Below are 25,634 nucleotides of genomic sequence, written 5' to 3'. Positions count from 1 at the left end.
TCCGGATATACGTGATATACATTGTCCTCAGCACAGGGAATATGAAAGGAGTCAACATGGGCAATTCCCGCCCCGCCACGGACTGGCTGCGGCGCGGCCTCCAGGCCGAGGGCGTGGACCTGGTCGAAGCCTTCTTCCAGGGCGCAGCCTACGGGCCACACCGCCATGACAGCTACGCCATCGGCCTGACCATGGCCGGTGTGCAATCGTTCCGCTACCGCTCGTCGATGCGGCACAGCCTGTCGGGGCAGGCGCTGGTGCTGCATCCGGACGAAGTCCACGACGGCCAGGCCGGCACCGACGCCGGCTTCCACTACCGCATCGCCTACCTGGCGCCGGCCCTGCTGCAACAGGTGCTGGGCGGTGCGCCGCTGCCGTTTATCGATGGCGGCGTGTCGGCCGACACCCGGCTGGTCAAGGCGGCGCGCGGGCTGCTGTCGAACTTCGACGCCACGCCCGGCTCACTGGAGCGCGACGACGCGCTGGTCGACATCGCCACCGCGCTGCGCCAGGTGGCGGGCCAGCCGGACCTGCCGGGCGGCGACTTCCTCGCCGCCCAGCGCGCCCGCGAATACATCCACGACGCGCTGCTGTCGCCGCTGACGCTGGAGCAGCTGGCGCAGGCCGGCGGCCGCGACCGCTGGAGCCTGTCGCGCGACTTCCGCCGCTACTTCGGCACCAGTCCGCACCGCTATGTGACGCTGCGCCGCCTGGAGCTGGCGCGCCAACTGATGCTGAACGGCCTGCCGCTGGCCGACAGCGCCGTCCACGCCGGCTTTGCCGACCAGCCGCACCTGACCCGCCAGTTCGTCGCCGCCTACGGCATCGCGCCCGGCCGCTGGCTGCGCCTGCACCGGCGCCAGTGACAATTGAAACGCCGTGCGCCGAGTTGGAATGCTACCCTGTCAACATTAATCAAAGGAGAAGCATGAAATCAGCAGGCGTTCCCGCATTGGCGGACTTCCCTCCCGGGACCGAATTCATCATCAAGGAGTTCGATCTGCCGTTGGCGAAAGTGCCGGTGGACGGCAAGGTTGAATGGCACAACTGGTTCGGCGGCGCGCCGCAGCGCTATGACGTCACGCGCCTGCGCGTGGACAACAACTGGCCCGCGGACTCCTTCGAGCAGTGGGCCAGGGTCGTCGCCGACTCGCTGCGGGGATGAGCATGGACCGGTGGCAGCAATACTTATTTGAGCAGCATTCCGAAGCGACGCTGCGCGACTGGGCCCGCAGATTGAAGATGTTCCGCTACTTCCGGGCCTTTGGCGGACACGCGGGCGACGTCGATGAACTGGACGTCGCCTTCGCGTATCGCACGATCGGGCAACTGGAATCGTGCCTGAGCGACCTCGGCATAACGCTGGTCAAATACGATCAACGGCCGCCGCAGCCGGAACCGGGCGTGTCGTATCGCGGTACCGACATCGCGAGATTTCCATCGTTAATACGAGGCACTGAGTGGATACAGCAGCCGGGCCATTGCGAGATCGCGGGCATCAAAGTGTATATCTGGTGCGGCAACGGTATGCTGAAGATATCCATGGCCACGGGTTATGACGTCGCGGACCAGGAGGTCGCCGCAGCCGAGGCGGTCGAGCAGGCACTGGCCGGCGTAACGCTGGAGCGCATCGACCCGCCGCTGGATACGAGAAATTATATCTGCCCCAAATACTATCCCGACTACTTCGATTGCCCCTAGCCGCACAAACGTTCAAGACTGCGCGCGCGGAATTGTCCAGAATGACGGCTCCCCCACCAACACCGGAGCCATCATGCCTCATCCCATATCCCCCGCCGCCAGCGCCGCCGCGCTGTCCGAGCACTGGTCGCCGCGCGTGATCGCCGAACTGGACGACAGCTACGTCAAGGTCGCCAAGGTACTGGGCTCGCTGGCCTGGCACAGCCACGACGCCGAAGACGAACTGTTCTTCATCCTGAAAGGCCGGCTGCGCATCGAACTCGAAGACGGCGCGGTGGAACTGGACGAAGGCCAGGCCTACGTGGTGCCGAAGGGCGTGCGCCACAACCCGGTGGCGGAGCAGGAATGCCTGATCATGCTGATCGAGAAAAAAGCCACGCTGCACACCGGCACCACGATGACCGCCAAGACCCGCTCGATCACGGAGCAGCTCGGTTAGTCGTGCATCAGGATATTGAGCAGCCGTCCGAACGGATCGCGCACGAATAGCCGCCGCACGCCCCAGGGTTCGCTGGCCGGGCCGTATTCCAGCGGCACGCGCGCGGCGACCAGGCGGCGGTGCACCTCATCAAGGTCATCCACCTCGATCGACAGGTCCGGCACCGGCGTGCCCGATCCGCCCTCCGACGCAAAACTAATCTGCGGCACCATCTCCCCCGCCCCGGCCAGCGTGACGATCCAGCCGTGGTCCATGACCACCGACAGCCCGAGCACGCCGCTATAAAAAGCCTTGGCCGCCTCGGTGTCGGCGGTGGCGATATTGGTGACGATACGTGTTACCTGCATGTGCATCTCCTTTCAACAATGAGCGGGACGGCCGGGTGTGGTACATTCACGCCTCGATTCTTTCCAGCCGTGCCCAACATGTCCTCCCTGAAGTACCTCAGCGCCTATTCCGAGCAAACCCAGCAGCAAGTATCGCAACTCCTGTCCCAGAACCGGCTGGGTGAAGTGCTGCTCAAGCGCTACAGCAAGGCGCACGACGTGCGTACCGACAAGGCACTTTACCAGTACGTGCAAGAATTGAAAAATGAACATTTGCGCAACGCCGAGCCGATCAACAAGGTCGAGTACGACAGCAAGATTCACGTCATCAACCACGCGCTGGGTTTGCACACCTCGATCTCGCGCGTGCAAGGCGGCAAGCTGAAGGCCAAGCACGAGATCCGCGTGGCCACCATGTTCAAGGAAGTGCCGCAGGAATTCCTCACCATGATCGCCGTCCACGAGCTGGCCCACGTGAAGGAAAAGCAGCACGACAAGGCTTTCTACAAGCTGTGCACCTACATGGAGCCGAACTACCACCAGTACGAGTTCGACCTGCGCCTGTACCTGACGCACCTGGACAGCACCGGCACCAAGCTGTGGAGCTGATTCACTGCCCCTTGTGGTACTGCCCCATCCAGTCGCGCAGGCCGTAAGGCTTGAGGATGCGCTCCAGCTGCCCGGACTCGTGCAGCCTGGCGATGCCCTCGTCGAATTCTTTGGCCAGCGCCTTGGATTCCGCCAGCGCCGGCGACAGGGCGAAATACGAATAGCTGACCGGCGCGCAACCCGCCTGCCGCAGCCGCACATCGGCATGCCTGGCCATCGTGTAGCTGATCAGGTTTTCATCTTCGATAAAGCTGTCCAGGCGGCCCAGCATCAGCTTGCGCGCCAGCCGGTAGCTCAAGTCTTCACCGTAATTGATTTCGAACGCCGCCAGCCCCTGCGCGACGGCCTGGTCGATTTCCTTGCCGTAGGTATAGCCCTGCACGATGCCCACGCGCTGCCCGGCCAGCGAGGCCGCATGCTTGTACTGCCAGCGGCTGTCCGGCGCCGTGTAGAAGCAGTAGCGGTTGCGCGAGATGGGTGTGGACGGGAAAATGAAATCCGGCGCCTCGTCCTTGTAGGTGGGCGATGTGGCGGTGTAGCGCCCCGCGCGCACGGCCACCAGGGCGCGGGCATAGTTGAGATTTTCGTAGCGGACCGGCCGGCCCAGCGGGTTGAAGATGGCCCGCAGGATGTCGATGGTGAATCCCTCCTGCGCCGCCCCGGCCTTGCAGCTGAACGGACACCAGAAGTCCGGAGCCACCACGGTGATGGCGTCCGCCGCCGCTGCCGGCTGCGCCGCACAGGTGGCGGCCAGCACAACAAGCAGCATGCGGCGGGATGGCGACGGCGGGGACAGTATCATGGCCCTCGCCGTCCCGCCGGCCACGGCTAGGCCTTCAATAGCTGCAACAACGCCTGCGGTTCGGACGAGGACATCATCAGCGCCGCGTGCTGCGGACGGATGAAGCCCTGCGCGCTGGCATGCTGGATGAAGCCGTTCAGGCCGTCATAGAAACCGTCCACGTTCAACAGGCCGATAGGCTTGGCGTGGATGCCCAGCTGCGACCACGTCAGCATCTCGAACAATTCTTCCAGCGTGCCCATGCCGCCGGGCATGGCGATGAAGCCGTCGGCCAGGCTGGCCATCATGGCCTTGCGTTCGTGCATGTCCTTGACGATGAACTGGCGCGTCAGGCCGGTGTGGCCCACTTCGCGCTCGACCAGCGCGGTCGGGATCACGCCCGTCACCTCGCCGCCCATGCGCAGCACCTCGTCGGCGATGATGCCCATCAGGCCCACATTGCCGCCGCCGTAGACCAGCGACAGATTACTCTCCACCAGCGCGCGGCCCAAGGCGCGGGCCGCCTCGGCATACACAGGGCTGACGCCGGCATTGGCGCCGCAATATACGCAAATCGCTTTCACTACTGTTTTTCCTCTTCCAATTCTCGTTTCGCCGCATCGACGTCGAGCCGCTCCATCGCATCGTGGATGGCGCAGCGGGCGGCCACTTCGCATAGGCCGATGGCCTCGGCCTGCTTCTTCTTACCTTCCAACATCATCATCGCGCGCGCATAGCGGACGCGGGCAATCGCCGATTCCGGCGTCAGCGCGATCGCGGTTTCAAACTGTTTATAACATTCTTCTTTTTTCACGCCATAGGTCAGGCCGCCGATCATGGCGCCCACCTTGTCGAGGATCTCGGCGTGGTAGACGCCCAGCGCGATATGCGCGTCGGCGCGCTGCGGCGCCAGGCGGATCGCCGTGTCCAGGCTGTTGCGCACCTTGGCGCCCAGGCCCTGCGCCAGCGCCTTGACCACCGAAATGCCTTGCGAATACTGGCCCAGCGCGTAGGCGTGCCAGTAGTAGCCGGATGGATTGTTCGGCTGCTCCAGCTGCTGCCGCTCGCAGCGCTCGGCCACGCATTCGAAGGTGGCCAGCTTTTTCTGCGGACTGCGTTCCAGGTAGTGGGCGTAGATGCAGATGGCCTTGTGCGCCACCGAGTAGCCGTTCACGCCGACATCCAGCCCCAGCCGCGCGGCCCGCTCGAACTCGCCGGCATGGAAGGCGATCCACGCCTGCACCAGCAGCGGATTGGTGGGGAACGGTTCGCGGTCGCCGCCGTGCAGCAAGGGCCAGGCCGCCTCCAGGCTGGCCGCCGTGTACTGATACGCGGGATCAGGATACGGAAAGGGGTTCCACGCCATTGCAGTCTCCGTCAGCTTACTTGAGCTTCTTCAGATATTCTTCGGACAGTTTCTGGAACAGCAAACTGGTTTCGTTGCGCAGATACGGGCCGATCTGCGACAGCACCTGATAGCAGCCGCGCGCCAGCGCATCGGCCATGGACTGCTGCTCGCTGTACTTGCGGGGATTGCGCACGTACTCGTAGGACAGCCAGTACGTCGCCACCACCACCATATTGGTGGCCATGGCGTCGATGGCGGTGTCGGAGGCTTCCAGCGATTTTTCGCTGCGCAAGTCTTCGCACAGCTGCTTGGCCACCTTGATCTTGTGCGCCAGGATTTGCTTGAAGTGCAGCTCCAGCTTGCGGTTGCGCGACAGCAGGTCGTTCAGGTCGCGGTAGAAGAAGCGGTAGCGCCAGATCAGTTCGAACATCAGGTGCAGGTACAGCCACACGTCCTCGATGTTGGAGCGGCGGCCGTTGGGCACGGTCAGGATGCGCTCGATCTCGGCTTCGAACTGGACGAAGATCGAGTTGACGATGTCGTCCTTGTTGCGGAAATGGTAGTACAAATTCCCCGGCGAGATATTCATCTCTTCGGCGATCACCGTGGTGGTGATATTGGGTTCGCCGAATTCGTTAAACAAGCGCAGCGACAGTTCGAGTATGCGTTCGCGGGTACGGCGGGGTGCTTTTTGTAGCATAGCAAGGAAACCTCTGTTTATTCTCCTGCAAGCATAACACCGATGAGTCGATCTTAGAAACATCCGTGCGTGCTTTTACGCGCACATGCCGGCCAGATGCCGCAAGATGCGGCTAAGCGGGCCCAACTGCGGCTATTTCGCGGCGGTTTTGGCCCGTGCGCGGGCTACGGGCTTGGCTTGGGCCTTGACTGCGGCCGGCTTTTTGACGGCCGCCGGCTTGCCGCTCAGCGCGGCCACCTGCCTGGTCAGCTCGTCGATGCGCCGGTTCAGCGCCGCGACTTCCTGGGACGTGGGCACGCCGATCGAACTCAGCGCGCGCAGCACGCGCTCCTCGAACAACTGCATCGAAAAGAACTTGCCCTCCTCTTCCTGCGCCTTGGCGAAGGCGCTCAGACCGGCCTGCCAGATCTCCTGCGACGACATGCGCACCACGTCGGCGGTTTGCTGGTCGCCGTTCTGCTTCAACTTCTTTGCCATGTGACTATCCCTAGATTGCATTGCCAATATTTTATTGTAGTTGGCAAAACTAGAGAACGTTTTCTAATGCTAGGTTTCCAGTTTTACTGTCGGCTTGGTGTTGGGGAAGATCTGCTCGACCGCCGGCTCGCCCGGCCCCGGTTTCTGCATGGCGTAGGCGTTGACCGGCTGCGAACGGTTGACCCACAGCGTGTAGTACAGGTGGTCGGCGCGCGGGTCGTCGGTGTTCGGATGGATCAGGATGGTCAGGCCCAGGCTGTTCAACTGCAGCCACGGCACGATCACATGCAGCTGCTCGTTGTTGAAGCCGAAGTAGAACGACGGCGTCACATGCGGGCCGCGCGGCGCCAGGTTCCAGTTGCCCAGCTCGATGACGAAGCGCTCCGCCGCCCACTTGTGCAGCAGCGCCGCCTTGTGGAAGTTGTCCTCGTCAAAATAGATGTGGGCGTGGTAGCTCTTGATGTCGGTGTAGGGCCGCGGCTTGGTGGGCAGCACCTGCTCGCCCGGCCGCACGCTGGCGGGGCGCGTGGTGGCTTCCTTCCAGGTGTCGTAACCCCACGGGCTCTTGCCGTCGGCCGCCAGCGCGCTGCCGGCCACGCCGGAAGCGGCAAACGCCGCCATCAGGCCGCCGCCGCGCAGCACGCTGCGCCGCCGTGGCGACAATAAATCGGCCCAGTGCTGGTCTTCGTGTGGATTCAATTCGCTCATGCAGTTCTCCTTTTCGCGTCAGCGTAAGGGCAAAGCGCTGATGCGGGAAGGTATCGTTTCGCGCTAGCTTATGCGCTCAACGCATGTGCGGCGCCGCTCAGAACTCACGCGCCGCCAGCGCATCGACCTGCTGCGGGCTGGGGAAGCTGCGCAGGCGGTAGCGGGCCGGATAGCCCTCCTCGCTGCGGGCCAGCTCGGCGATGCTGGCGCGCAGGTCGTCCCAGGCCACCAGCTTGGGCGCGCCGACGCCGCTTTCGCTGTCGTCGTCCGGCCGCACCAGCGCCACCAGGTCCACCTCCGGCAGCAGCGTGTCCACGCCCTCGGTCCAGACGCCGTAGCTGATCAGCCGCCCGGTGTCGGTCTTCTGCACCAGCTGGCAGGTGGCGACGAAGATGTCGATCTGCTCGCGCTCGTAAGCCTTGTCCAGCAACTGCTTTTGCGAGGCGTAGTCGTCGGCCAGGTAGATTTTCTTCAGCTGCTCCAGCTGGGCCAGCACCTCGGCATCCGGCGGCACGTAGGCCACGGCCTTGCCCTGTTCGAAATGGTACATCAGCGCGGAAATGACGCGCCCCTCGTCGCTGGCGAAGCTGCGCGACAGCGCCAGCATTGCCAGCTGCGCCGCGCTGTTGTTGGACGAGGCCACCAGCAGCCGGCTACGCGTCGGCATCATGACCACCGGATCGCCGCCGACATTGAGCCGGAAGAACAGGTCGGCCAGCAGGATGCGCGAGGCTTCATAGGAATCGTCCCAGGCGGCCATCTGCACGCCGGGCGCGATCTGCACGAAGTTGGCGACGCTCATGTCGCGCAGGTTGTCGAGCGCGGCGGCCAGCGCGACATCGAAGGACACGCCCCAGTCCGTCAGCGCCGACTGCGACAGCGTCTGGATCGAGTGCGGGCTGTCGTAGGCCAGCATCAATACGCTGTCCGCGCTGAACGGCACCGAGCCGTCCTGGTAAGGCTTGCCCGTGCCCTGGGCCACCTGCGTCAAGCGCATGTATTCGATGATGGCGCGCCCGCGCAGCACCGGCCGCAGGCCGCTACGCGCCTCGGCGAAGGTGGCCGGCAAGGCCGGCGCCTGCATGCTGCGGATGTAATGGGCCAGCACCTCGGAGCGCTGCTTGCGCGGCGCCGCGCAATAGTCGCGGTAGGCATTGTGCAGATTGTAGATCTCGGCGCCGCCGCTGCCGCCGAGCAGACGGAAGTCGTCGGCGTCATAGCTGAGCGGCCCCGGATGGCCGCCGTCGGCAAAGGCCCGCAGCGCCAGCCGGGCGAATTTTTCGGGCGTGGGTGTTGAGGTGAAAAAATCGAAAATACCCAAACTCACTCCTCGATGATGTCTTCGGCCACCGCCAGCGGCGCCGGCAGCGGCCCGCCGTGCACCTGCGCGTGCAGGCGGAAGCCTTCACGGATATTCTCGCGCAGCACCGCGCCCTTCCACGGCTTGGTGTAGAAGCGGTCGATGGCGCCATGGTTGATGGCGGCCATGATGGGCGTCAGGTCGGCGTAGGCCGACAGCATGATGCGGAAGGTGTCCGGCGCCAGGTTCTTGACGCGCTCCATGAACTCGGTGCCGCTCATCAGCGGCATGCACTGGTCGCACAGGATCACCTGCACGCGGTTCTGCGCCAGCACGTCGAAGCCCTCGGCCGCCGTCTGCGCGGTCAGGATGCGGTAGCCGTCCTGCGACAGGAAATCGGTCAGCACGTCGAGCATGAAGGCGTCGTCGTCGACGATCAGCAGGGTCTGCTGTTCGACCACGTTCTCGTCGGCCGGCGCCTGCAGGTAGCGGCCTTCGCGCAGCATGGCTTCGAAGTCTTCCTCCGGCAGCGGACGGCTGAAGTAATAGCCCTGCATCTCGTCGCAGCCGTGGCGCCGCAGGTAGGCCAGTTGCGCATCCTTCTCCACGCCCTCGGCGATCACTTCCAGCTTCATGCTGTGCGCCATGTTGATGATGGCCAGCACGATGGCGGCGTCGTCCGGGTTGCTGGTCACTTCGCGCACGAAGGCGATGTCGATCTTCAGCTTGTCGATCGGGAAGCGCTTCAGGTAGGCCAGCGACGAGTAGCCGGTGCCGAAATCGTCGATCGAGATCTGGATGCCCAGCGCCTTCAGGTGCTGCAGCACGGTGATGGTCTCTTCGGCGTTGGACATCAGCGAACTCTCGGTCAGCTCCAGTTCCAGCAGCTCGGGGGCGATGTCGTGCTCCTTGATGGCCTTCAGCACCTCTTCCTCCAGGCCGCCGACGAAGAACTGGATGCCCGACACGTTGACCGACAGGTGCACCGCGCCCACGCCCGACTTGCCCCATTCGGCGATCTTGCGGCAAGCCTCTTGCAGCACCCAGTTGCCGACCCGCACGATCAGCCCGGTCTCTTCCAGGATAGGGATGAACAGCGCCGGCGACACCATGCCATGGCCGGGCCGCTTCCAGCGTATCAGCGCCTCGGCGCCGCTGATGCGGCCGCTGCCGATGTGCACCTTGGGCTGGAAATGCAGCACGAACTCGCCGTTGTCGATGGCGCGCCGCAGCGCGTTCTCCAGGTCCAGCCGCGCCAGCGATTGCGCATTCATCTCCGAGGTGAAGAAGCGGAAGGCGTCGCGCCCCGCTTCCTTGGCGCGGTACATGGCGGTGTCGGCGTACTGGATCAGCGTGTCGGGCTCGTTGCCGTCGTCCGGGTAGACGGCGATGCCGATGCTGGCCGTCACCGTCACCTCGTGGCCCTTCAAATCGAACGGCCGCCGCATCGATTCGCGGATCTTGTCGACCACGGCGATGGCGTTTTGCGCGCCCTCGGGCAGCATCAGGATGGCGGCGAACTCGTCGCCGCCGAAGCGGCCGATGGTGTCGCGCACCCGCAGGCAATCGACCAGCCGGCTGGAGAACTGCCGCAGCAGCTCATCGCCGATGGTGTGGCCCAGCGTGTCGTTGACGTTCTTGAAGCGGTCGACATCGAGGAACAGCACCGCCAGCGACCACTTGTGGTCATTGGCCTGGCGCAGCGAGTGGCTCAGCGAATCGTAGAACTGGCTGCGGTTGGGCAGGCCGGTCAGCGTGTCGAAGTGGGCCAGCTTGAGCAGGCGCTGCTCGGCTTCCTTGCGTTCGGTGATGTCGCGCGCCACGGCCACCAGGATCCAGCTGGGGCCGGAGCGCAGCGTGCGCCGCTGCACTTCCACCGACAGCGGCGAACCATCCTTGCGGTACAGCAGCAGCTCGGTCATGGCGCCGCTCTGGTCGCCGGCCAGCAGCTTGTCGTACAGCTCTTCCAGGCGGTTGAGGTCGCCCTCGATGGACTTGTTGGGGCCGACCTTGAGGAAGTCTTCGCGCTCGTAGCCCAGCATGCGGCAGGCGGTGACGTTGACGTCGACAAAGCACATGCCGGCGCGGTCGACCAGGAAGATGGCGTCGGCCGTGGCGTCCATCGCCAGGCGGAAGCGGCGCAAGTCTTCGTCGAGGCGGATGCGGGCGTTCATGTCCAGCGTCAGCTGGGCGTGGTGGCGCTTGATTTCATCGTACAGCAGCAGGTTTTCGTAGGCCACCGAGATCTGCGCCGCCACCGTGGCGGCCACGCGCTCGTCGACTTCGGAGAAGCCGTCGGCGCCCAGCTTGTCGACCAGGTAGAGCCAGCCGTGGATGCGCTCGCGCGAGGCGATCGGCACGCCGAGGAAGGAGTGCACCGGCGGATGGCTGGCCGGCAGGCCGATGCCGGCCGGGTCGCCGTTCAAGTCGTTGATGCGGCAAGGCTGGCGCTGATCGAGCAGGCCGCGCAGCACGCCGGCGCGCGGCGCCAGCGCGATCTGCCGCGCCGGCACGCCGGCGCCGCAGCTGGCGAAGTAGCTCAGTTCGGCCGCATCCTGCTCCAGCACGCCGATGCACGCATACTTGGACACGCAGATATTCTGCGCCACGCGGCAGCCGATCTCGACCAGCGCGCCCGGATCGCGCTCGGCGCCCAGCTCGATGCCCAGCTCGATCAGCGCGGTCAGCCGCAGGCTCACCGCCTGCAGGCTGGAGAGCGAACTGGTGAGCCGCTGCGTCATGCGCGTCAGGTTTTCCGGCGCCGTGTCGTCGGTGTCCTGGGCAAAGCGCGACAGCAGCTGGCTGCTCGATTCCAGCTCGCCCAGGTATTCGGCCACCTTGTCGTCGATATTGTTGAAGCGGCCCTCTTGCGGCGGATCCGGCGCGAACGATGGCAGCGCGCTGTCGTCGGCCGTGCCGGCCAGGCCCAGCGCCTCGTGCACGGTGCGCAGGATGACTTCGGGATCGGACGGTTTCGGCAGCACCCAGCGCACGCCGCACGATTGCGCCACCGCCATCGCCTCGCGCTCGCGGTAGGTGGCGGTGTAGAAGATCACCGGCACGTCGGCCGTCTCCGGATTGCCGTGCAGGCGGGTGACGAATTCATAGCCATCCATGTTCGGCATCAGGATGTCGGAGATCACCAGGTCCGGCTTCTCGGCCTGCACCATCGTCAAGCCCTCGGCGCCGTTGGACGCTTCCAGCAGGCGGTGGCCGCCGTAGCCCAGCAAGGTCATCAGGAATTCGCGGTTCAGCACATGGTCGTCGACGATGAGGATCGTCGCAATGTCGTTTTTAGGCGGGGTCGACACCGCCCCGCTTAAAAAAGACTCGATCTGTGTGACGAAAGTATCCGGCTCGACCGGCTTGCCGATGTAGCCGTCGAAGCCGGCCTCCAGCAGTTTTTCGCGGTCGCCCATCATCGCCAGCGCCGTCACCGCCAGCGTCGGGATATGGCGCACCGTGGGGTCGGCCTTGAGCGCCGCCACCACGCCGTAACCATCGAGCTTGGGCAGGTGGACGTCGCAGATGATCAGGTCCGGCAACTCGCGCCGCGCCGCCGCCACGCCGGCCTCGCCGTCGCTGGCCGACAGTGGCACGTAACCGAAGGCGCGCAATAAATACACCATCAACTCCATGTTGGTGGCGTTGTCTTCAATAATCAGGATACGTGCCGACACGTTGAGCTCCCCTTCTTCAGCGTTCCAGCGGCAGCGCCAGGGTGAACACACTCCCGACGCCCGACGCGCTGTCAAACAAAATCTCGCCACGCAGCATTTCGGCCAGTCGCTGGCTCAGGTGCAGGCCCAGCCCGGTCCCCTCGTCCTGCCGCATCTTGCCCGCGTCCAGCTGCGAAAAGGCCTGGAACAGCGTGCCCTGCTCTTCTTCGTCGATGCCGATGCCGGTATCGCTGACGCTGATCGTCACGCATGAGCGCTCGCTCACGGTGCCGGTGTTCAGCCGGACCATCACCTTGCCATGGTCGGTGAACTTGATCGCGTTGTGGAGCAAATTCATCAGTATCTGTTGCAGCGCGCGGCGGTCGGCAACCACGGTCAGGTCTTCCGGTGCGCTGACGAATTCCAGTTCCAGCCCCTTGTGGCGGGCCTGTGGCTTAAACAGCAACAATACCTCGTCGATAAGCTGACGGCATTGCAAGGGCATCAGGTCCAGTTCCAGCTTGCCCGTTTCAATCCGGGTCAGGTCCAGCAGGTCGTTAATCATCGACAGCAGATGGCGCGCGCTGCTTTGCACGGTCCGCAGTTGTTTTTCCTGCTCATCATTTATTGGCCCAGGCAACTTCATCAACATAGTACCCGTAAAACCGATGATCGCGTTCAACGGCGTGCGCAATTCGTGCGACATGCCGGTCAGGAAGCGGTCCTTGGCGGCGCTGGCGCGGGCCAGTTCGGCGTTTTTCTCCTGTAGCGAGCGCTCGATCCGCTTGCGTTCGCTGGTGTCGCGTATCGCACTCATGACCAGCGTGCCTTCCAGCGTTTCGATCGGGCTCAGGCTGATTTCGACGGGGAATTCCATGCCGTCGCTGCGCAGGCCGTACAGCTCGCGGCCGCCGCCCATGGGCCGCGCCAGCTGCTCATGCTGGAAGCTGCTGCGGTGCTGCACGTGGCGCTGGCGAAAACGGGACGGCATCAGCTGCTCCAGCGGAATGCCGCGCAGGGCGCCGCGCGGATAGCCGAACAGGGCCTCGGCCTGGGTGTTGGCCAGCACGATGCGGCCGCTGGCGTTGGCCATGATGATGGCGTCCGGCAGCGACTCCAGCAAGCCGTCGAAGCGCGCTTCGACCAGCTTGGCGTCGCGCAGCACCTTGAGCGCGGTGACGTCTTTTTTACTCCACAAAATATAGGCTGGCCGGCCGTCGTCGCCGTGCACCAGCTTGGACGAGCTGTCGATGTACACCAGCGAGCCGTCCTTGGCGTGGCGCATCGATTCATAATTGGCGGTGCCGTCCTGCAGCGTCTGCCGCAAGACCGAGTGTTCGTGGTCGGCCATGCTGGACGGGACGATCAGTTCCGCCAGCCGGCGGCCCAGCGCCTCGTCGCTGCTGTAGCCGAACACCGCCTGCGCGCCGTTGCTCCAGCATACAACCTCCCCGTCCAGCGATGTCAGCACGACAGCGTCCGGTGTTTCATTCAGGATCAGGGTGCCGAAGTCGGTTACCATCGCGTCGCCTTGTTCTTCCCGCTACATCAATCAACATACAGCAATGGGCCACGCCAATATTCACACAAAATCACAGCCCGGCGGCGGCAGCGATTTCATTCATGGTGCAACCCAGGATGTCGGGGTGGCGGCCAAGCGCGACATGGCCTATGGCGCCGAAGACCAGATTGCGGGCGCCGGGCAGCGCGCCGGAGTCTTGCGGCGCGACGATATTGTCGTGAACGGAATAGATGGAACTAATCATGCCACGTTGCAAATTTGCCTCAGATGCGGCCAGCGCCGCCAGCCATGCGCTGTTGTGACGCATCTGCGCGGCGTTGCCGCCGGGGCCGAAATGCGCCAGCGCGGTGCCGTGGTGCGGCGTGCCCAGCGTGATGATGCGCGCCACGGCGCCCGCGCCGTAGCGGCGCAGCCAGGCGCGCGCCACCAGCCCGCCCATGCTGTGGCCGACGATGATGACTTGCCGGCTGCCAGTCGCCGCGCACAAGCGCTCGACCGCCGCCTGCACCTGCGGCGCATAGGCGTCGATCGAGGCGCCGGGCGGTTCCAGGTCGATGCCGTAGTGGCTGAAGCCGGCCCGCGCCAGCCGCGCGCTCAGCGGCCGCCAGTAGCCGCTGTTGCAAGCGTAGCCGTGGATCAGCAGCACCGGCAGGCCGCGCGCCTGCGGCTGCAATTGCAGGCCGAGCGGCTTGAGCATGTCGTAGGATGAAGCCAGCAGCGATGCATGGAATTCATGCAGGAACAGGCTGGCGGCGCGCGCCGGGTTGAGCGCATGCGCGGCCGGCGTGGCCGCACCCTTGCCCGCGCGCGAGCTGAGCAGAAAATTGTTGGCCGAGATCGCCGCCCGCAGCAGCAGCACGGCGGCCAGGCCTGCAGCCACGTAGGCCAGCGCCGTCAACGGCGGATTCAGCGGCGCCACCCAGTCCGGCCGCCACGCAAGATGCAAGCCGGCCGCCAGCGCCAGCACGGCGCCGGCTTGCACCAGCAGCAAGAGGATAATCCAGCGTTTGATCATGCCGCCATCATACCCTCGCCGCGACAATCAGGTGCGCACCGGCCTCGCCGCCGGCTTGCCGGTCAGCTGCTGCGCCAGGCCGCTGGCCAGCCGCGCCACGACGCCGTAGATCGACAGCTGCGGATTGGCGCCGATCGAGGTCGGGAACAGCGAGCCGTCGTACACCGACAGATTGGCCAGGCCGTGGTAGCGGCCGTCGGCGCCGGCCACGCCCTGGCGCGGATCGTCCGACATGGTGCAGCCGCCCATCACGTGGGCCGACACCACGCGCGTGGCCAGCACCTTCAGCGGCAGCGCGGCGATGCCGGCCTTGGCTTGCGCCCAGCTGGTGTAGCGCGGCCCCGATTCGTGCACCGGCGACACGTCCTGGGCGCCTGCGGCGAACTGGATCTCGGCCATCGTCAGCATGGCGCGGCGCGCGCCGTCCCAGATGAAATCGGTCAGCGGATAGTCCAGCACCGGCGCGCCGTGGGCGTCCAGCGCCACGCTGCCGCCGGCGGCCTCGGCGTGGAAACCGTCGCGCAGCAGCGCCAGGATGGCTTGCTTGTGCGGGAACTGCGCCATGTCGGCCGCGTGCTGGGCGCCGAAGCCGCCGGTGGTGGTGGCCAGCAGCAGCGGATGCAGCGGCGGCACTTCCAGCTTGTAACCCATGGGGCCGTCGATCGGCTGGTCGTGCAGGAAGTGGTCGGAATACACGGTCTGCGGCGCGCCGGCGTAGCCGTCCACGCGCTGGGCGAAGGTGCCGGCCGAAATCACCACCGGATGCAGGAAGGTGCGCTTGCCCAGCAGGCCGTGCGGATCGGGCGCGCCCGAACGCAGCAGCAGCGCCGGCGAATTGATGGCGCCGCCGGCCACGACGTAGTGCCTGGCTTTGAGCGTGATGCGGCGGCCGGTCGGCAGCTGGCCGGCCGCGTCCAGCGCCACGCAGTCCAGCTGCGCCACCTTGTCGCCGTGGATGACGAAGCGCTCGGCGCGGGCCCGCGTCAGCAGCGTGGCGCCCTGGCCCAGCGCGGCGGGGATGGTGGTCACCAGCATCGACTGCTTGGCGTTGGTCGGACAGCCCATGCCGCAGTAGCCGAGGTTCCAGCAACCGTTGACGTTGCGCCGTATCAGCGCGGTCGGGATGCCCAGCCTGGCGGCGCCGCGGCGCAGCACGTCGTTGTTCTCGTTGGGCGCCGCCGCCCAGTCGGAAATATTGAGGCGCTGCTCCATCAGCTCGAACCACGGCGCCAGCGCGGCCGGCGTGTAGTCCTTTAAACCATACTGTTTAGTCCAATAGTCCAGCGTGATGTCCGGCGTGCGGAAGCTGCTGGTCCAGTTGACGGTGGTGGTGCCGCCGACGGTGCGGCCCTGCAGGATATTGATGCCCTTGTCGCGCGTCTTGCGCGCCGCCGATTCCTGGTACAGCTGCGGATAGGCTTCGGCCTCCTTCATGTTGAAGTCCGACGACGAGCGCAGCGCGCCCTCCTCGACGATCAGCACGCGCAGGCCGGACAGCGCCAGGATCTCGGCCGAAACGCCGCCGCCGGCGCCGCTGCCGACGATGATGACGTCGGCCTCCAGCGTCAGGTCGGCCTCCAGCCGCGCGCAATCGGTGACGCGCCAGCCGGCGGCCAGCCCGGCCCGCACCGGGTCGGGGATCACGCCCTTGGCGGGGAGGATGGGGATGTTGGTGTTGGCCTGGCTCATTTCAGCAGCTCCTTCAGCGGACCGGGATAGCCGATGCCTACCCACGACGACGGCTCCGCATACCACGGGCCGAGGATCAGGTCATGCAGCGCCAGGTAGGCGGTCTGCAGCATGGCGAGGCGGTGGTGGCGCCAGCTTTCCAGGAAGGCGGCGACCGCTTCCGGCGTGGCTTGCGCCCAGCCGCCGGAAACGCCGGCCAGCAGGCGCCGCGCCGGCCCCAGCGCCAGCAGGCCGAACAGGTCTTGCACTTCTTTTTGCGTGGACAGCGGCAAGCCGTGGATGGCGGTCAGCGTGCGCGCCATGGCATCGTCCACCGCCGCCGCGCGCGCGGCCGGTTCGGACGGCAGCACCGGACCCAGCATCGCCGGCACGATGGCGGCCAGCACGGCCCTGGCCTCGCCGTCCAGCGTGAAGGGATAGTGCAGCGCCGGCGGATGCGCCAGGCGATAGATGGCGCCGCCGGCTGCGAGCGTGATCGCAGCGGCTGCGCCGATCTTCAGGAAAGATCTGCGGGTAGTCATGTCTCCGTCCGTCTGTATTTTTTTAATCCAGCTAGTGTACGTGAACGGACGGAAAAGCCTGATCGCAAAAAATAGAGGACGCCGTCTAGTCGTTGCGCGCCACCATGCTGCCCAGGTAGGCGTCGGCGGACCGGACCAGCATGGCCTTCTCGGCCAGCTTGAAGCGCGCCGCTTCCATGCCGCGTCCCAGGTTGGGCAGCAGGTCGGCCGGCACCCTGCCCTTGATCCAGGTTTCCAGCTCATCGAGCGGCAGCGCGCGCCAGAAAATCTCCGGGCTGTACTGGGCCAGTATCATCGGTCCGAACGGCTGGTGCGGCGCCATCAGGCGCTCGGTGTTCTGCGCGAAGACGGACCAGGCCAGTTGCGGATGCTCGTCGGACAGCACGTCCACCAGCGTCATGCGGACCATGTCGGCCTGCTTCGGTATCTCGTCCGACAGCGCGATGGCGGCGGCCTGTTTGGCCAGCGCCGGATCGCGCACCCGCATCAGCGCCGCGTAGTAGCGCCGCATTTCCGTTTCATTGCCGGCCGACTTGGCGACTGCGTGCAACTGCTCGAACTCGGCGGCCGTGGCGTTGGCGGCCACGGTCTCCAGCACCATCGCCTGGTCGTCGGCGGCGATGGCCTTGCGGTCGGCGACAAACGCGGCGAAGCGCTGGCGGGCGCCGGCGATCACGTCCGGGTCGCCCCACCTGCCCAGGTCGGTCAGCAAGGCGCGGCGCAGCTTCTGCATGCCCGGCGTTTCATCCGGCCGCGCCTCCCAGCCCAGCTTGGCCGACAGCGGCTTGACCAGCGCCCGCGCATAGGCGGCGAAGGCGGCGTGGCCCGGCGTGCCGCGTTCGGCGGTTTCTATCGTGTCCAGCGCGCCGGTGATCTGCTCCCACGCGCGCTGGTTGGGCGTGGCGCCCATCGCCGAGGCCAGCGCCAGATAGTTGCTCAACGGCTGGGCGCCGGCGCCCACCAGCGCCCACTGGTCGTCCAGCAGCGCGATGCGGTCGGCTTCCGGCAAAGTGCCGAACGAGCGGATATTCTGCCCCAGCGTGGCCGAGTCGTAGGCCACGCGGTAGTAGCCGACCGCGCCGGCGTTGACGCTGAGTGGCTCATCGCAGTTGCCGGCGGCCAGGCTTTGCTGGTCGCCGTTAAACAACAGCGGCGTCGCCGCGCCTGTGCCTATGCGCACCTGCAACGGCACCGGCCAGCGGCCCTTGCCGCTGCCCAGGCCCTGCAGCAGAAAGCGCTGCTGCGACAGGCTGATGGTGCGGTTGCCGAACGGGTCGCAGGCGGTCGACACCGACACCAGCGGGTAGCCCGGCTGCGAGGTCCAGGCGACGGCGATCTGGCTGATCTCGCCGCCGCCGGCCGCGTCCAGCGCTTTCCACAAGTCGCCGCCGAGGGTGTTGGAATAGGCGTGCGTCTTCATGTAGCCGCGGATGCCGTTGCGGAACGTGTCAGCCCCCATGTAAGCCTCCAGCATGCGCAGCACCGCCTGCCCCTTGTTGTAGGTGATGGCCGGGTCGAAGGCGTTGGCGGCCTCCAGCTCGTTGGTCACATGCTGGACGATGGCGTGCGAGGTGGCGCGCGAGTCGGCGCGCATCGCGCCTTCCTTGCTCTCGTCCTGATGCTCCCACCAGTGCCAGCTCGGGTTGCGCAAGTCGGTCTGCCGGGCCGCCATCCACGAGGCGAAGCTTTCGTTGAGCCACAGCTCGTCCCACCAACCCATCGTCACCAGGTCGCCGAACCACTGGTGCGCCATCTCGTGCGCCTGGATGCTGTAGACGTTCTGGCGGTTACCCATGGTGCTGGACGGAGTAATCAGCAAGGCCTGGTCGTTGTAGGTGATCGCGCCCCAGTTTTCCATGGCGCCGCCGAAGCCGCCGGGGATGGCGATCGAATCGAGCTTGGGCAGCGGATAGCGCACGCCGAAGTAATCGTTGTAGTCGGCCAGGATCTGCTGGGCGTTGGCCAGCGCCTGCTTGCCGCCCTGCTCCTGGCCCTGGACCGCGACCACGCGGAAGACGGTGCCGTCGCTTTGGGCGCTGATGTGGGCCAGGTTGCCGCCGGTGAATTCAACCAGGTAGGACGGCATCTTCGGCGTCGGCGCGAAGCTGGTGGTGGCCAGCTCGCCGTGCACGCTGCGGGCCGCCTCCGGCATGTTGGAGTACACCGCCCACCTGGCCGGCACCGTCACGCTCAGCTTGAACACGGCGCGGAAGGCCGGCTCGTCCCAGCAGGGGAACATGCGGCGCGCGTCGGTGGCTTCGAACTGCGTGGTCAGTACCGCGTCCTTCACGCCGGCCGGCGTCACGTACTCCTGCAGGAACAGGCCGCGCGGTTCTTTCTCGATCTTGCCGACGTAGCTGAAACTGAGCGTGTGGGCGCCCGGCGCGGCCGGCCTGGCCAGCGTGACCGTGGTCAGCTGCGCCTTGTCGTCCGACACCACGGCCTTCACCGGCTTGCCGTCCAACAGGACTTTGCTCAGCGTCTGGTTCAGCGAATTGAACTGGATGGTGGCGCTGGCGGTCTTGAACGACAGCGTGACGCTGACGGTGCCGGCCACGGTGCGCTCGGCGGCGTTGGGCGTGAGCGCGACGGTGTACTGCAGCGGCACGACGTTTTTCGGCAGCCGCCCCGGCGCCTTGGCGAACTCGAAGCGCGGCGGCGCCACCGCTTGCGCCAGCGCCGAAGTTACAGGGAAAGCCAAGGCCAACGCCAACCACAACACGCCGCGAGTACGCATATCCAGCTCCTGTAGGGGATATTCCGATGTTGAATTTACAAGCCAGGAACTATAACACCATCCCAAGCGTGCGCTGCCGGATGCCCTGGAATTGTAAAATAGTCAATTATCACCATTCCTTTCAGCCATGCATTCCACCTCCACGCCCAGCTCCCTCGACCTGCTCCGCACCGCAGGCATCATCACGGACGGCCACCGGCGGCGCGCGCTGGCCGATGAGCGCGCCGCCGATCTGGCGGACCTGCCCGACCCGCCGCACCAGCTGGCATGGCTGATATGCCGCGACATCGTGACGATGGAAGACGTGCGGCTGGCCTTCGAACACGTGGCCAACAGCTGCGAGGGCGCCGAGCTGGAGCGCTATAACGGCATCCTGGTCGAAGCGCTGGACATCCTCGACGCGATGCGGCTGGAAACCAATATCGAGGCGCTGGCGGCGCTGGCGTCGGCCGGCCTGATCACTGACGCCGAGCACGCGCAGCTTTTCGCCAGGCTGCCGCGCGATACGATGCTGCCGACCGCCGCCGAGATGTTCGTCTGGATCAAGCACTGCGGCCACCTCAGCGGCCAGCGCATCAAGGAAATCCGCTACGCCCGGCGCGACGACAACGCCCAGCGCAACGCCATCCTGGATGACGCCGAGGCCATCTTCCGCGACCAGCGCGCCGCCATCAGCGCCTTCTGGGACCAGGTGTTGCCCGGCCCGCGCTGGCTGTGGATCGCCGCGCCGGTGCTGATCATCGGCTTCATCGTGTGGAAAAGCACGGCGGTGGAGGCGGCGCCGGCCTGCGACGACAGCGAGGTGGGCCACTCGCTCCAGCGCATCATGCTGCATCTCGATCGCGACGCCCTGACCAGCGCGCTGCTACGCAACAGCACCAGCTCCGAACTGGCGCCCAAGGTCCGGGACATCGAACAGGTCGGCTACGCCAGCGCGTTCCGCACGCGCGGTTGCAGGGCGCGCGTCAGCCACCAGGGCAATGAGTACCCTTACGCGTACACGATCGCGCCCGAGCATGGCGACAAAAAACAATTCCGCGTGACCGGCGCATCCAACGCCATCGTCGAAGCCCGCTTCAGCCATATCGACGAAGGCGGCAGATATCTCAACAACGCCGCGCCTATCGGGCGCGCCGAACTGGAGCGGGTCCTGCGCGACGCGGTGGGACAGTTGAACGGCGCCGGCCCGGCCGACGCCACCTTGCTGCGGCGGGCCAAGGCGCTCAGGCTCGGCACGCCGGCGCCGGATCGGCTGCGCGAGGTCGCCGAGGTCGAACCGCTGGCGCCGTGCCGCGAACTGCAGGCCGGCACCGCCTACCGCTGCCGGCTGCTGATCGAGCACAACGATCCGCTGCAGGACGCGCCGACCGCGCTGCTCGACGGCGAATTCACCTTCAAGCGGGATGGCGTCGACGGCCGCTGGATGGCGGCGGACGACTTCGCGGCATCCTTCGGCAAGGCGCAGGCCGCCGCGCGCAGCGCCGGCGCCCAGCAATAAATCAATCCTTGCGCTTGCCCACCATGTGGCGGGCGATGCCGCGCAGGATGTTGACTTCCTCCTGCTCCAGCTGGGCGCGGGCGAACATGCGCTTGAGGCGCGGCATCAGCTTGCGCGGATTGCCGGCGTCGAGGAAGCCGATCTCCACCAGCGACTGTTCGAGGTGCTGGTACATGCCCTCGATCTGCGCGGCGCTGGCGGCCTCGCCCTGGAAGCCGATCTCGTTGGCGTCGCCGGCGGGCTGGCGCACATTCATCGCGCGCGGGGCGCCGTCCAAGGCCGCCATCCGGCACTCGTAGGCCAGCACCTGGGCCGCCTGCGACAGGTTCAGCGACGAGTAGTCCGGGTTGGCCGGAATATTAATCAAGACATTGCATTTCTCGACGATGCCGTTCGGCAGGCCGAAACGCTCGTTGCCGAAAATGAGGGCGGCGCGCAGCTCGGGCTGGGCCGACAACTGCTCGGCCACCTGGCGCGGCGTGAGCACCGGCGGCGAGTATTCGCGCAGCCGGGCCGACACGGCGGCGGCGAAATTGATGCCGTCCAGCGCCTCGGCCATGCTGCCGACCACGCGCGCGCCGGCCAGGATGTCGCCGGCGCCGCTGGCGAAGGCCACCGCTTCCGGGTCTTGCAGCGCGTGTGCGAAGCGGGGCGTCACCAGCACCAGGTCGCTGAAGCCCATGGTCTTCATGGCCCGCGCCACCGCCCCGATATTGCCCGCGCGGCTGGTCTCGACCAGGATGAATCGCAGCTGTTTGAATAGATTGGTGTTGATTGAGGGCAGGTTCATTAATGTGTGCAGTATCGAGAGACAAGGGATCGCGGCGACGCCATCCTACAGCCCGCATTTTAACCCGCCTGCCGCCTCCCCCGGGCTGGCATGCGCTTGGGCGGGGACAGCCTTGGGCGCCTGAACGATGCAATCCGGCCTGCGGGCGGCCAGGGCCAGCAGATACGCCGCATACGCTTTTTCTATGGAAGCATCCGTATGGACAGGTTTTTCTTCGCTCATATCCGGCACTGAAAATTGATCTAATTTTTAGAACAATTTACGCGAAATGCGCAGGCAATGCAAATGAAAGTTCAGTTCATCGACGCGGCCTTGACCATGCACTTGGACAGCTTGTCGAAGTACTTCAAGGCATCCTGCGTCAGCTCGACCTGCTTGCGCCGGGTGTCTTCGGTATCGGTCAGGATGAGCCAGCCCTTCTCCCGCATCGATGTCAGGCGATTGTGGACGGTCGCGGGCGCGCCCAATTCCTTCTTGCCCATCATGTCGCGCACCGACAGGCGCTCGTCGTCCTGGCTGGCGCGCGCGACGATGGCCAGGATGCGCTCCTCCAGCGGATCGAGCGGCGGCAAGGACGGCAAGCCGCGCAAGGCGTCCGCCAGTTGCAGGAAGCGCATGTAGATGTCGGCAGGTCGTTTGGGAGAGGTCATAAAGTCGCCAGGTTAATTGCTACAAATTTTAGCACAATAGCCGCCACTATCGGAACCGTTGCCGCGGCGCCGGCAGCAGCGAGAGCAGCCATTTTGCCGTGTACAGCACGATCAGCGTGCCGATCAGGTCGCCGACGAACATGACCAGCAAGCCCGGCAGCAGGTTGGCGTCTTCATGCACGGCGAACCAGATATGATGCAACAGCGGACTGGCAAGCGAACACCCCACCGCGCAGATCAGCAGTCGCTGCGGCGTCAGATTGGTCAGCGAAGAGCGCAGTCCCAGTCTGGATTGCGCGAGCAGGTAGATCAGGTAAGGCCCCAGCGCGCCGGCGATCGTGCCGGTGGTCGCGCGCAAGGCGTCGCCTGGAAAATAGTACCAGTAGCAGGCAAACCAGCCTGATATCAGCAACCCGACCGCGCCCGCCTCGCCGAACATCAGCGTGCACAGCAGCCGCGTCCCGGCCGGAAGGTAAATCCAGCCTATGCCTTGCAGGAATTCGGCGCGCCGGAAGAACAGCTCGTTGGCCACCATCATCGCCCCATGCAGGCAGATCGTTCCCACGACCATGGACAAATTCAGCCGGAACGGCGACAGCGGTTGATTCATGCTCTTATGACATTTCAAGATTAACAATTCCGGTCTCGGCCGGAATAAATCGGCGCCGTTTGAAAAGATTGGTGTTGATTTGAGGCAGCTTCATTTAAAATAGCGCTATTGCGCGGCATCGATACACGAATTCCCCGGGATTTTGCCTGTCGGCGCCGCTCCGCTCTTTAATTCACTCTTGTACACTAATGTGCTGCCGGGCAGGCTGAGGCCCCCGGTGGGCGTTAGCGTTCTTTTAACGGAAAAGCTTACATGCACCCAATGCTCAACACGGCGATCAAAGCCGCCCGCCGCGCCGCCGCCGTCATCAACCGCGCGTCGTTCGATCTCGACCGCGTCATCGTCACCGAGAAAAACCACAAGGACTTCGTCACCGACGTCGACCAGGCGGCCGAACAAGCCATCATCGAGGTGCTGTCCAAAGCTTATCCCGACCACGCCTTCCTGTGCGAAGAGTCGGGCCCGTCCAAGAACGCCAACGACGAGACTGAATTCACCTGGATCATCGACCCGCTCGATGGCACCACCAACTTCATGCACGGCTTCCCGCAATACTCGATCTCGATCGCGCTGTCGCAGCGCGGCGTCATCACCCAGGCCGTGATCTACGACCCGGTGCGCAACGACCTGTTCACCGCCACCAAGGGCGCCGGCGCCTACCTGAACGACAAGCGCATCCGCGTGACCAAGCTGGACCGCATCGCCAACGCGCTGCTGTCGACCGGCTACGTGGCCGGCAACGCCAAGGCGCTGGACGAATACCTGAAGATGTACGGCATCATGGCCGAACGCTGCCACGGCGTGCGCCGCCCGGGCAGCGCCGCGCTGGACCTGGCCTACGTGGCCGCCGGCCGCCTGGACGGCTTCTACGAAAAAGGCCTGAAGCCTTGGGATATCGCTGCCGGCGCCCTGATGGTGACGGAATCGGGCGGCATCGTCGGCGAGTTCAGCGGCGAGTCCGACTACCTGTACAAGGGCGACATCATCGCCGCCAGCCCGAAGATCTTCGGCCAGATGGTCGGCCTGCTGTCCCAGTTTGGCGAGCAGCCGAAGGCATAATTAATAAAAGTAGAATGTTTGTTACAAAAAAAAGGGAGCGTACGCTCCCTTTTTTATTTCCTAATTGAAATAATTAACGGACATAGCTGTTATACTCAGGCCTGCGGCACTCTGACCAGTCCTTTCGCCGCAGTGTCATCCACTCTGATTGCCTGCGACTGGCGCTTCAAATGCGACAGGCCTATCTTAACAAAAAGTCATCATGTCATTCTCTTCCCTCGGTTTGTCCGACGCTATCGTCCGCGCTGTTACCGAAACCGGCTACACCACGCCCACCCCTATCCAGCAGCAGGCGATCCCTGCGGTCCTGAATGGCGGCGACCTGCTGGCAGGCGCACAAACCGGCACCGGCAAGACCGCCGGCTTCACGCTGCCGATCCTGCACCGTCTGTCGACCGACGCCAATGGCGCGGCCATCACCAGCAACACCACCGCCCGTCCGATCCGCGCGCTGATCCTGACCCCGACCCGCGAACTGGCGGCCCAGGTCGAAGAAAGCGTCCGCATCTACGGCAAGTACACCAAGCTGAACTCCACCGTGATCTTCGGCGGCGTCGGCATCAACCCGCAGATCAAGCAGCTCAAGCATGGCGTCGACATCCTGGTCGCCACCCCGGGCCGCCTGCTGGACCACATGGAACAGCGCACCGTCAACCTGTCGAAAGTGGAAATCCTGATCCTGGACGAAGCCGACCGCATGCTGGACATGGGCTTCATCCGCGACATCAAGAAAGTGCTGGCGGCGCTGCCGCCGAAGCGCCAGAACCTGCTGTTCTCGGCCACCTTCTCGGACGAGATCAAGGCGCTGGCCGACGGCCTGCTGAACAAGCCTGCCACCATCGAAGTGGCGCGCCGCAACTCCACCGTGGAAGTGATCGCGCAAAAGATCCACCCGGTCGACCGCGACAAGAAGCATCCGATGCTGGCGCACCTGATCAAGGCCAACGACTGGCACCAGGTGCTGGTGTTCACCCGCACCAAGCACGGCGCCAACAAGCTGGTCGAACAGCTGGGCCACGACGGCATCGGCGCCATGGCGATCCACGGCAACAAGAGCCAGTCGGCGCGCACCAAGGCGCTGTCCGAGTTCAAGGACAACAAGCTGCAAGTGCTGGTGGCCACCGATATCGCCGCGCGCGGCATCGACATCGACCAGCTGCCGCACGTGGTCAACTACGACCTGCCGAACATTCCGGAAGACTATGTGCACCGCATCGGCCGCACCGGCCGCGCCGGCGCCACCGGCGAAGCCGTGTCGCTGGTCTGCGTGGACGAGCACGAGATGCTGAAGGATATCGAAAAGCTGATCAAGCAAACCCTGCCGCGTGAAGTGATCCCTGGCTTCGAGCCGGACCTGAACGCGCGTCCGCAACCGGTGCAGCTGCGCAGCGGCGGCCCCGGCCATCGCAATGGCGGCGGCCGCAACGGCGGTGGCGGCCAGGCGCGCGCCAAGACCGGCGGCGGCGGCGGCGGCAAGCCACGCGCACCGGGCGCA

At 65.3% G+C, this 25,634-nt stretch carries 25 protein-coding genes; 8 read left to right on the top strand and 17 right to left on the bottom strand.

The genetic code is table 11. The features are described from left to right. The first annotated feature begins 56 nt into the window (after positions 1-56). From GEV02_RS11355 to GEV02_RS11340, 4 genes are all read left to right on the top strand, one after another. Positions 57-866, top strand: a complete 810-nt coding sequence (locus GEV02_RS11355; RefSeq protein WP_152838110.1) for a helix-turn-helix domain-containing protein — start codon at positions 57-59, stop codon at positions 864-866. 62 nt (positions 867-928) lie between these two features. Continuing rightward, positions 929-1,165: a hypothetical protein gene (locus tag GEV02_RS11350; protein WP_152838109.1), complete on the top strand. Its 237-nt coding sequence runs from the start codon at positions 929-931 to the stop codon at positions 1,163-1,165. 2 nt (positions 1,166-1,167) lie between these two features. Further along, on the top strand, positions 1,168-1,701 hold the full coding sequence (locus tag GEV02_RS11345) for a hypothetical protein (RefSeq protein WP_152838108.1): 534 nt from the start codon (positions 1,168-1,170) through the stop codon (positions 1,699-1,701). Between the two features lie 73 nt (positions 1,702-1,774). Beyond that, positions 1,775-2,140, top strand: a complete 366-nt coding sequence (locus GEV02_RS11340; RefSeq protein WP_152838107.1) for a cupin domain-containing protein — start codon at positions 1,775-1,777, stop codon at positions 2,138-2,140. Here GEV02_RS11340 and GEV02_RS11335 read toward each other — a convergent pair. Further along, the gene (locus GEV02_RS11335; RefSeq protein WP_008446934.1) at positions 2,137-2,487 is read right to left on the bottom strand and encodes a VOC family protein; all 351 of its coding nucleotides are present in this window, start codon (positions 2,485-2,487) and stop codon (positions 2,137-2,139) included. The genes GEV02_RS11340 and GEV02_RS11335 overlap by 4 nt on opposite strands. Positions 2,488-2,565: 78 nt before the next feature. On the opposite strand from GEV02_RS11335, the gene GEV02_RS11330 reads away from it, so the two are divergent. Next, a complete protein-coding gene (locus GEV02_RS11330; RefSeq protein ID WP_152838106.1) occupies positions 2,566-3,075 on the top strand; it encodes a YgjP-like metallopeptidase domain-containing protein in 510 nt (169 codons plus the stop codon). Between the two features lies 1 nt (position 3,076). On the opposite strand, the gene GEV02_RS11325 is transcribed toward GEV02_RS11330, so the two are convergent. The 13 genes from GEV02_RS11325 to GEV02_RS11265 form a co-directional block, all read right to left on the bottom strand. Next, on the bottom strand, positions 3,077-3,877 hold the full coding sequence (locus tag GEV02_RS11325; protein WP_152838105.1) for a substrate-binding periplasmic protein: 801 nt from the start codon (positions 3,875-3,877) through the stop codon (positions 3,077-3,079). 26 nt (positions 3,878-3,903) lie between these two features. Further along, positions 3,904-4,440, bottom strand: coding sequence for an LOG family protein (locus GEV02_RS11320; RefSeq protein WP_328595787.1), 537 nt, complete (start codon positions 4,438-4,440; stop codon positions 3,904-3,906). Continuing rightward, positions 4,440-5,222 carry a tetratricopeptide repeat protein gene (locus GEV02_RS11315; protein WP_152838104.1) on the bottom strand — a complete coding sequence of 261 codons (783 nt, stop codon included), beginning with the start codon at positions 5,220-5,222 and terminating at the stop codon, positions 4,440-4,442. Before GEV02_RS11315 ends, GEV02_RS11320 begins: the two co-directional genes overlap by 1 nt. 16 nt (positions 5,223-5,238) lie before the next feature. Then, complete coding sequence (locus GEV02_RS11310) at positions 5,239-5,904, bottom strand: TetR/AcrR family transcriptional regulator (protein WP_008446927.1); 666 nt, start codon at positions 5,902-5,904, stop codon at positions 5,239-5,241. Positions 5,905-6,036: 132 nt separating this feature from the next. Beyond that, complete coding sequence (locus GEV02_RS11305) at positions 6,037-6,381, bottom strand: phasin family protein (protein ID WP_152838103.1); 345 nt, start codon at positions 6,379-6,381, stop codon at positions 6,037-6,039. Positions 6,382-6,450: 69 nt separating this feature from the next. Continuing rightward, positions 6,451-7,089: a DOPA 4,5-dioxygenase family protein gene (locus tag GEV02_RS11300; RefSeq protein WP_152838102.1), complete on the bottom strand. Its 639-nt coding sequence runs from the start codon at positions 7,087-7,089 to the stop codon at positions 6,451-6,453. A 97-nt stretch (positions 7,090-7,186) separates the two neighbouring features. Continuing rightward, positions 7,187-8,416 (bottom strand): hypothetical protein, encoded by a 1,230-nt coding sequence (locus GEV02_RS11295; protein ID WP_328595786.1) that lies wholly within the window; start codon positions 8,414-8,416, stop codon positions 7,187-7,189. Next, positions 8,413-12,069 carry an EAL domain-containing protein gene (locus tag GEV02_RS11290; protein WP_328595785.1) on the bottom strand — a complete coding sequence of 1,219 codons (3,657 nt, stop codon included), beginning with the start codon at positions 12,067-12,069 and terminating at the stop codon, positions 8,413-8,415. The genes GEV02_RS11295 and GEV02_RS11290 overlap by 4 nt, the downstream gene beginning before the upstream one ends. Before the next feature lie 16 nt (positions 12,070-12,085). Then, positions 12,086-13,570: a PAS domain-containing sensor histidine kinase gene (locus tag GEV02_RS11285; protein ID WP_152838100.1), complete on the bottom strand. Its 1,485-nt coding sequence runs from the start codon at positions 13,568-13,570 to the stop codon at positions 12,086-12,088. A gap of 70 nt (positions 13,571-13,640) precedes the next feature. Next, positions 13,641-14,585, bottom strand: a complete 945-nt coding sequence (locus GEV02_RS11280; protein WP_152838099.1) for an esterase/lipase family protein — start codon at positions 14,583-14,585, stop codon at positions 13,641-13,643. A gap of 27 nt (positions 14,586-14,612) precedes the next feature. Beyond that, the gene (locus GEV02_RS11275) at positions 14,613-16,274 is read right to left on the bottom strand and encodes a GMC family oxidoreductase N-terminal domain-containing protein (RefSeq protein WP_152838098.1); all 1,662 of its coding nucleotides are present in this window, start codon (positions 16,272-16,274) and stop codon (positions 14,613-14,615) included. After that, positions 16,271-16,795 carry a twin-arginine translocation signal domain-containing protein gene (locus GEV02_RS11270; RefSeq protein ID WP_152838097.1) on the bottom strand — a complete coding sequence of 175 codons (525 nt, stop codon included), beginning with the start codon at positions 16,793-16,795 and terminating at the stop codon, positions 16,271-16,273. The genes GEV02_RS11275 and GEV02_RS11270 overlap by 4 nt, the downstream gene beginning before the upstream one ends. 85 nt (positions 16,796-16,880) lie before the next feature. Continuing rightward, positions 16,881-19,532 (bottom strand): M1 family metallopeptidase, encoded by a 2,652-nt coding sequence (locus GEV02_RS11265; protein ID WP_152838096.1) that lies wholly within the window; start codon positions 19,530-19,532, stop codon positions 16,881-16,883. Between the two features lie 127 nt (positions 19,533-19,659). On the opposite strand from GEV02_RS11265, the gene GEV02_RS11260 reads away from it, so the two are divergent. Continuing rightward, on the top strand, positions 19,660-21,030 hold the full coding sequence (locus tag GEV02_RS11260) for a hypothetical protein (RefSeq protein WP_152838095.1): 1,371 nt from the start codon (positions 19,660-19,662) through the stop codon (positions 21,028-21,030). 1 nt (position 21,031) lies between these two features. Here GEV02_RS11260 and GEV02_RS11255 read toward each other — a convergent pair whose 3' ends face one another. From GEV02_RS11255 to GEV02_RS11245, 3 genes are all read right to left on the bottom strand, one after another. After that, on the bottom strand, positions 21,032-21,820 hold the full coding sequence (locus tag GEV02_RS11255; RefSeq protein ID WP_152838094.1) for an RNA methyltransferase: 789 nt from the start codon (positions 21,818-21,820) through the stop codon (positions 21,032-21,034). Between the two features lie 293 nt (positions 21,821-22,113). Then, positions 22,114-22,470 (bottom strand): winged helix-turn-helix domain-containing protein, encoded by a 357-nt coding sequence (locus tag GEV02_RS11250; protein WP_152838093.1) that lies wholly within the window; start codon positions 22,468-22,470, stop codon positions 22,114-22,116. Between the two features lie 46 nt (positions 22,471-22,516). Beyond that, on the bottom strand, positions 22,517-23,080 hold the full coding sequence (locus GEV02_RS11245) for a hypothetical protein (RefSeq protein WP_235922744.1): 564 nt from the start codon (positions 23,078-23,080) through the stop codon (positions 22,517-22,519). 261 nt (positions 23,081-23,341) lie between these two features. On the opposite strand from GEV02_RS11245, the gene GEV02_RS11240 reads away from it, so the two are divergent. Beyond that, positions 23,342-24,139, top strand: a complete 798-nt coding sequence (locus GEV02_RS11240; RefSeq protein ID WP_152838522.1) for an inositol monophosphatase family protein — start codon at positions 23,342-23,344, stop codon at positions 24,137-24,139. A 202-nt stretch (positions 24,140-24,341) separates the two neighbouring features. Then, the coding region (locus tag GEV02_RS11235) for a DEAD/DEAH box helicase (protein WP_152838092.1) at positions 24,342-25,634 on the top strand (1,293 nt) is incomplete at its 3' end.

It is taken from the genome of Rugamonas aquatica (genome assembly GCF_009380215.1).
Lineage (GTDB): Bacteria > Pseudomonadota > Gammaproteobacteria > Burkholderiales > Burkholderiaceae_D > Rugamonas > Rugamonas aquatica_B.
Note: the sequence above shows the minus strand (reverse complement) of the source record. Positions and strands in the feature narration are given on the sequence as shown.

Bases quoted from the DNA above. Each gene is read 5' to 3' on its own strand.
- GEV02_RS11355 (WP_152838110.1), top strand. From the start codon at position 57: ATGGGCAATTCCCGCCCCGCCACGGACTGGCTGCGGCGCGGCCTCCAG.
- GEV02_RS11350 (WP_152838109.1), top strand. From the start codon at position 929: ATGAAATCAGCAGGCGTTCCCGCATTGGCGGACTTCCCTCCCGGGACC.
- GEV02_RS11345 (WP_152838108.1), top strand. From the start codon at position 1,168: ATGGACCGGTGGCAGCAATACTTATTTGAGCAGCATTCCGAAGCGACG.
- GEV02_RS11340 (WP_152838107.1), top strand. From the start codon at position 1,775: ATGCCTCATCCCATATCCCCCGCCGCCAGCGCCGCCGCGCTGTCCGAG.
- GEV02_RS11335 (WP_008446934.1), bottom strand. From the start codon at position 2,487: ATGCAGGTAACACGTATCGTCACCAATATCGCCACCGCCGACACCGAG.
- GEV02_RS11330 (WP_152838106.1), top strand. From the start codon at position 2,566: ATGTCCTCCCTGAAGTACCTCAGCGCCTATTCCGAGCAAACCCAGCAG.
- GEV02_RS11325 (WP_152838105.1), bottom strand. From the start codon at position 3,877: ATGATACTGTCCCCGCCGTCGCCATCCCGCCGCATGCTGCTTGTTGTG.
- GEV02_RS11315 (WP_152838104.1), bottom strand. From the start codon at position 5,222: ATGGCGTGGAACCCCTTTCCGTATCCTGATCCCGCGTATCAGTACACG.
- GEV02_RS11310 (WP_008446927.1), bottom strand. From the start codon at position 5,904: ATGCTACAAAAAGCACCCCGCCGTACCCGCGAACGCATACTCGAACTG.
- GEV02_RS11305 (WP_152838103.1), bottom strand. From the start codon at position 6,381: ATGGCAAAGAAGTTGAAGCAGAACGGCGACCAGCAAACCGCCGACGTG.
- GEV02_RS11300 (WP_152838102.1), bottom strand. From the start codon at position 7,089: ATGAGCGAATTGAATCCACACGAAGACCAGCACTGGGCCGATTTATTG.
- GEV02_RS11285 (WP_152838100.1), bottom strand. From the start codon at position 13,570: ATGGTAACCGACTTCGGCACCCTGATCCTGAATGAAACACCGGACGCT.
- GEV02_RS11280 (WP_152838099.1), bottom strand. From the start codon at position 14,585: ATGATCAAACGCTGGATTATCCTCTTGCTGCTGGTGCAAGCCGGCGCC.
- GEV02_RS11275 (WP_152838098.1), bottom strand. From the start codon at position 16,274: ATGAGCCAGGCCAACACCAACATCCCCATCCTCCCCGCCAAGGGCGTG.
- GEV02_RS11270 (WP_152838097.1), bottom strand. From the start codon at position 16,795: ATGACTACCCGCAGATCTTTCCTGAAGATCGGCGCAGCCGCTGCGATC.
- GEV02_RS11265 (WP_152838096.1), bottom strand. From the start codon at position 19,532: ATGCGTACTCGCGGCGTGTTGTGGTTGGCGTTGGCCTTGGCTTTCCCT.
- GEV02_RS11260 (WP_152838095.1), top strand. From the start codon at position 19,660: ATGCATTCCACCTCCACGCCCAGCTCCCTCGACCTGCTCCGCACCGCA.
- GEV02_RS11255 (WP_152838094.1), bottom strand. From the start codon at position 21,820: ATGAACCTGCCCTCAATCAACACCAATCTATTCAAACAGCTGCGATTC.
- GEV02_RS11250 (WP_152838093.1), bottom strand. From the start codon at position 22,470: ATGACCTCTCCCAAACGACCTGCCGACATCTACATGCGCTTCCTGCAA.
- GEV02_RS11245 (WP_235922744.1), bottom strand. From the start codon at position 23,080: ATGAATCAACCGCTGTCGCCGTTCCGGCTGAATTTGTCCATGGTCGTG.
- GEV02_RS11240 (WP_152838522.1), top strand. From the start codon at position 23,342: ATGCTCAACACGGCGATCAAAGCCGCCCGCCGCGCCGCCGCCGTCATC.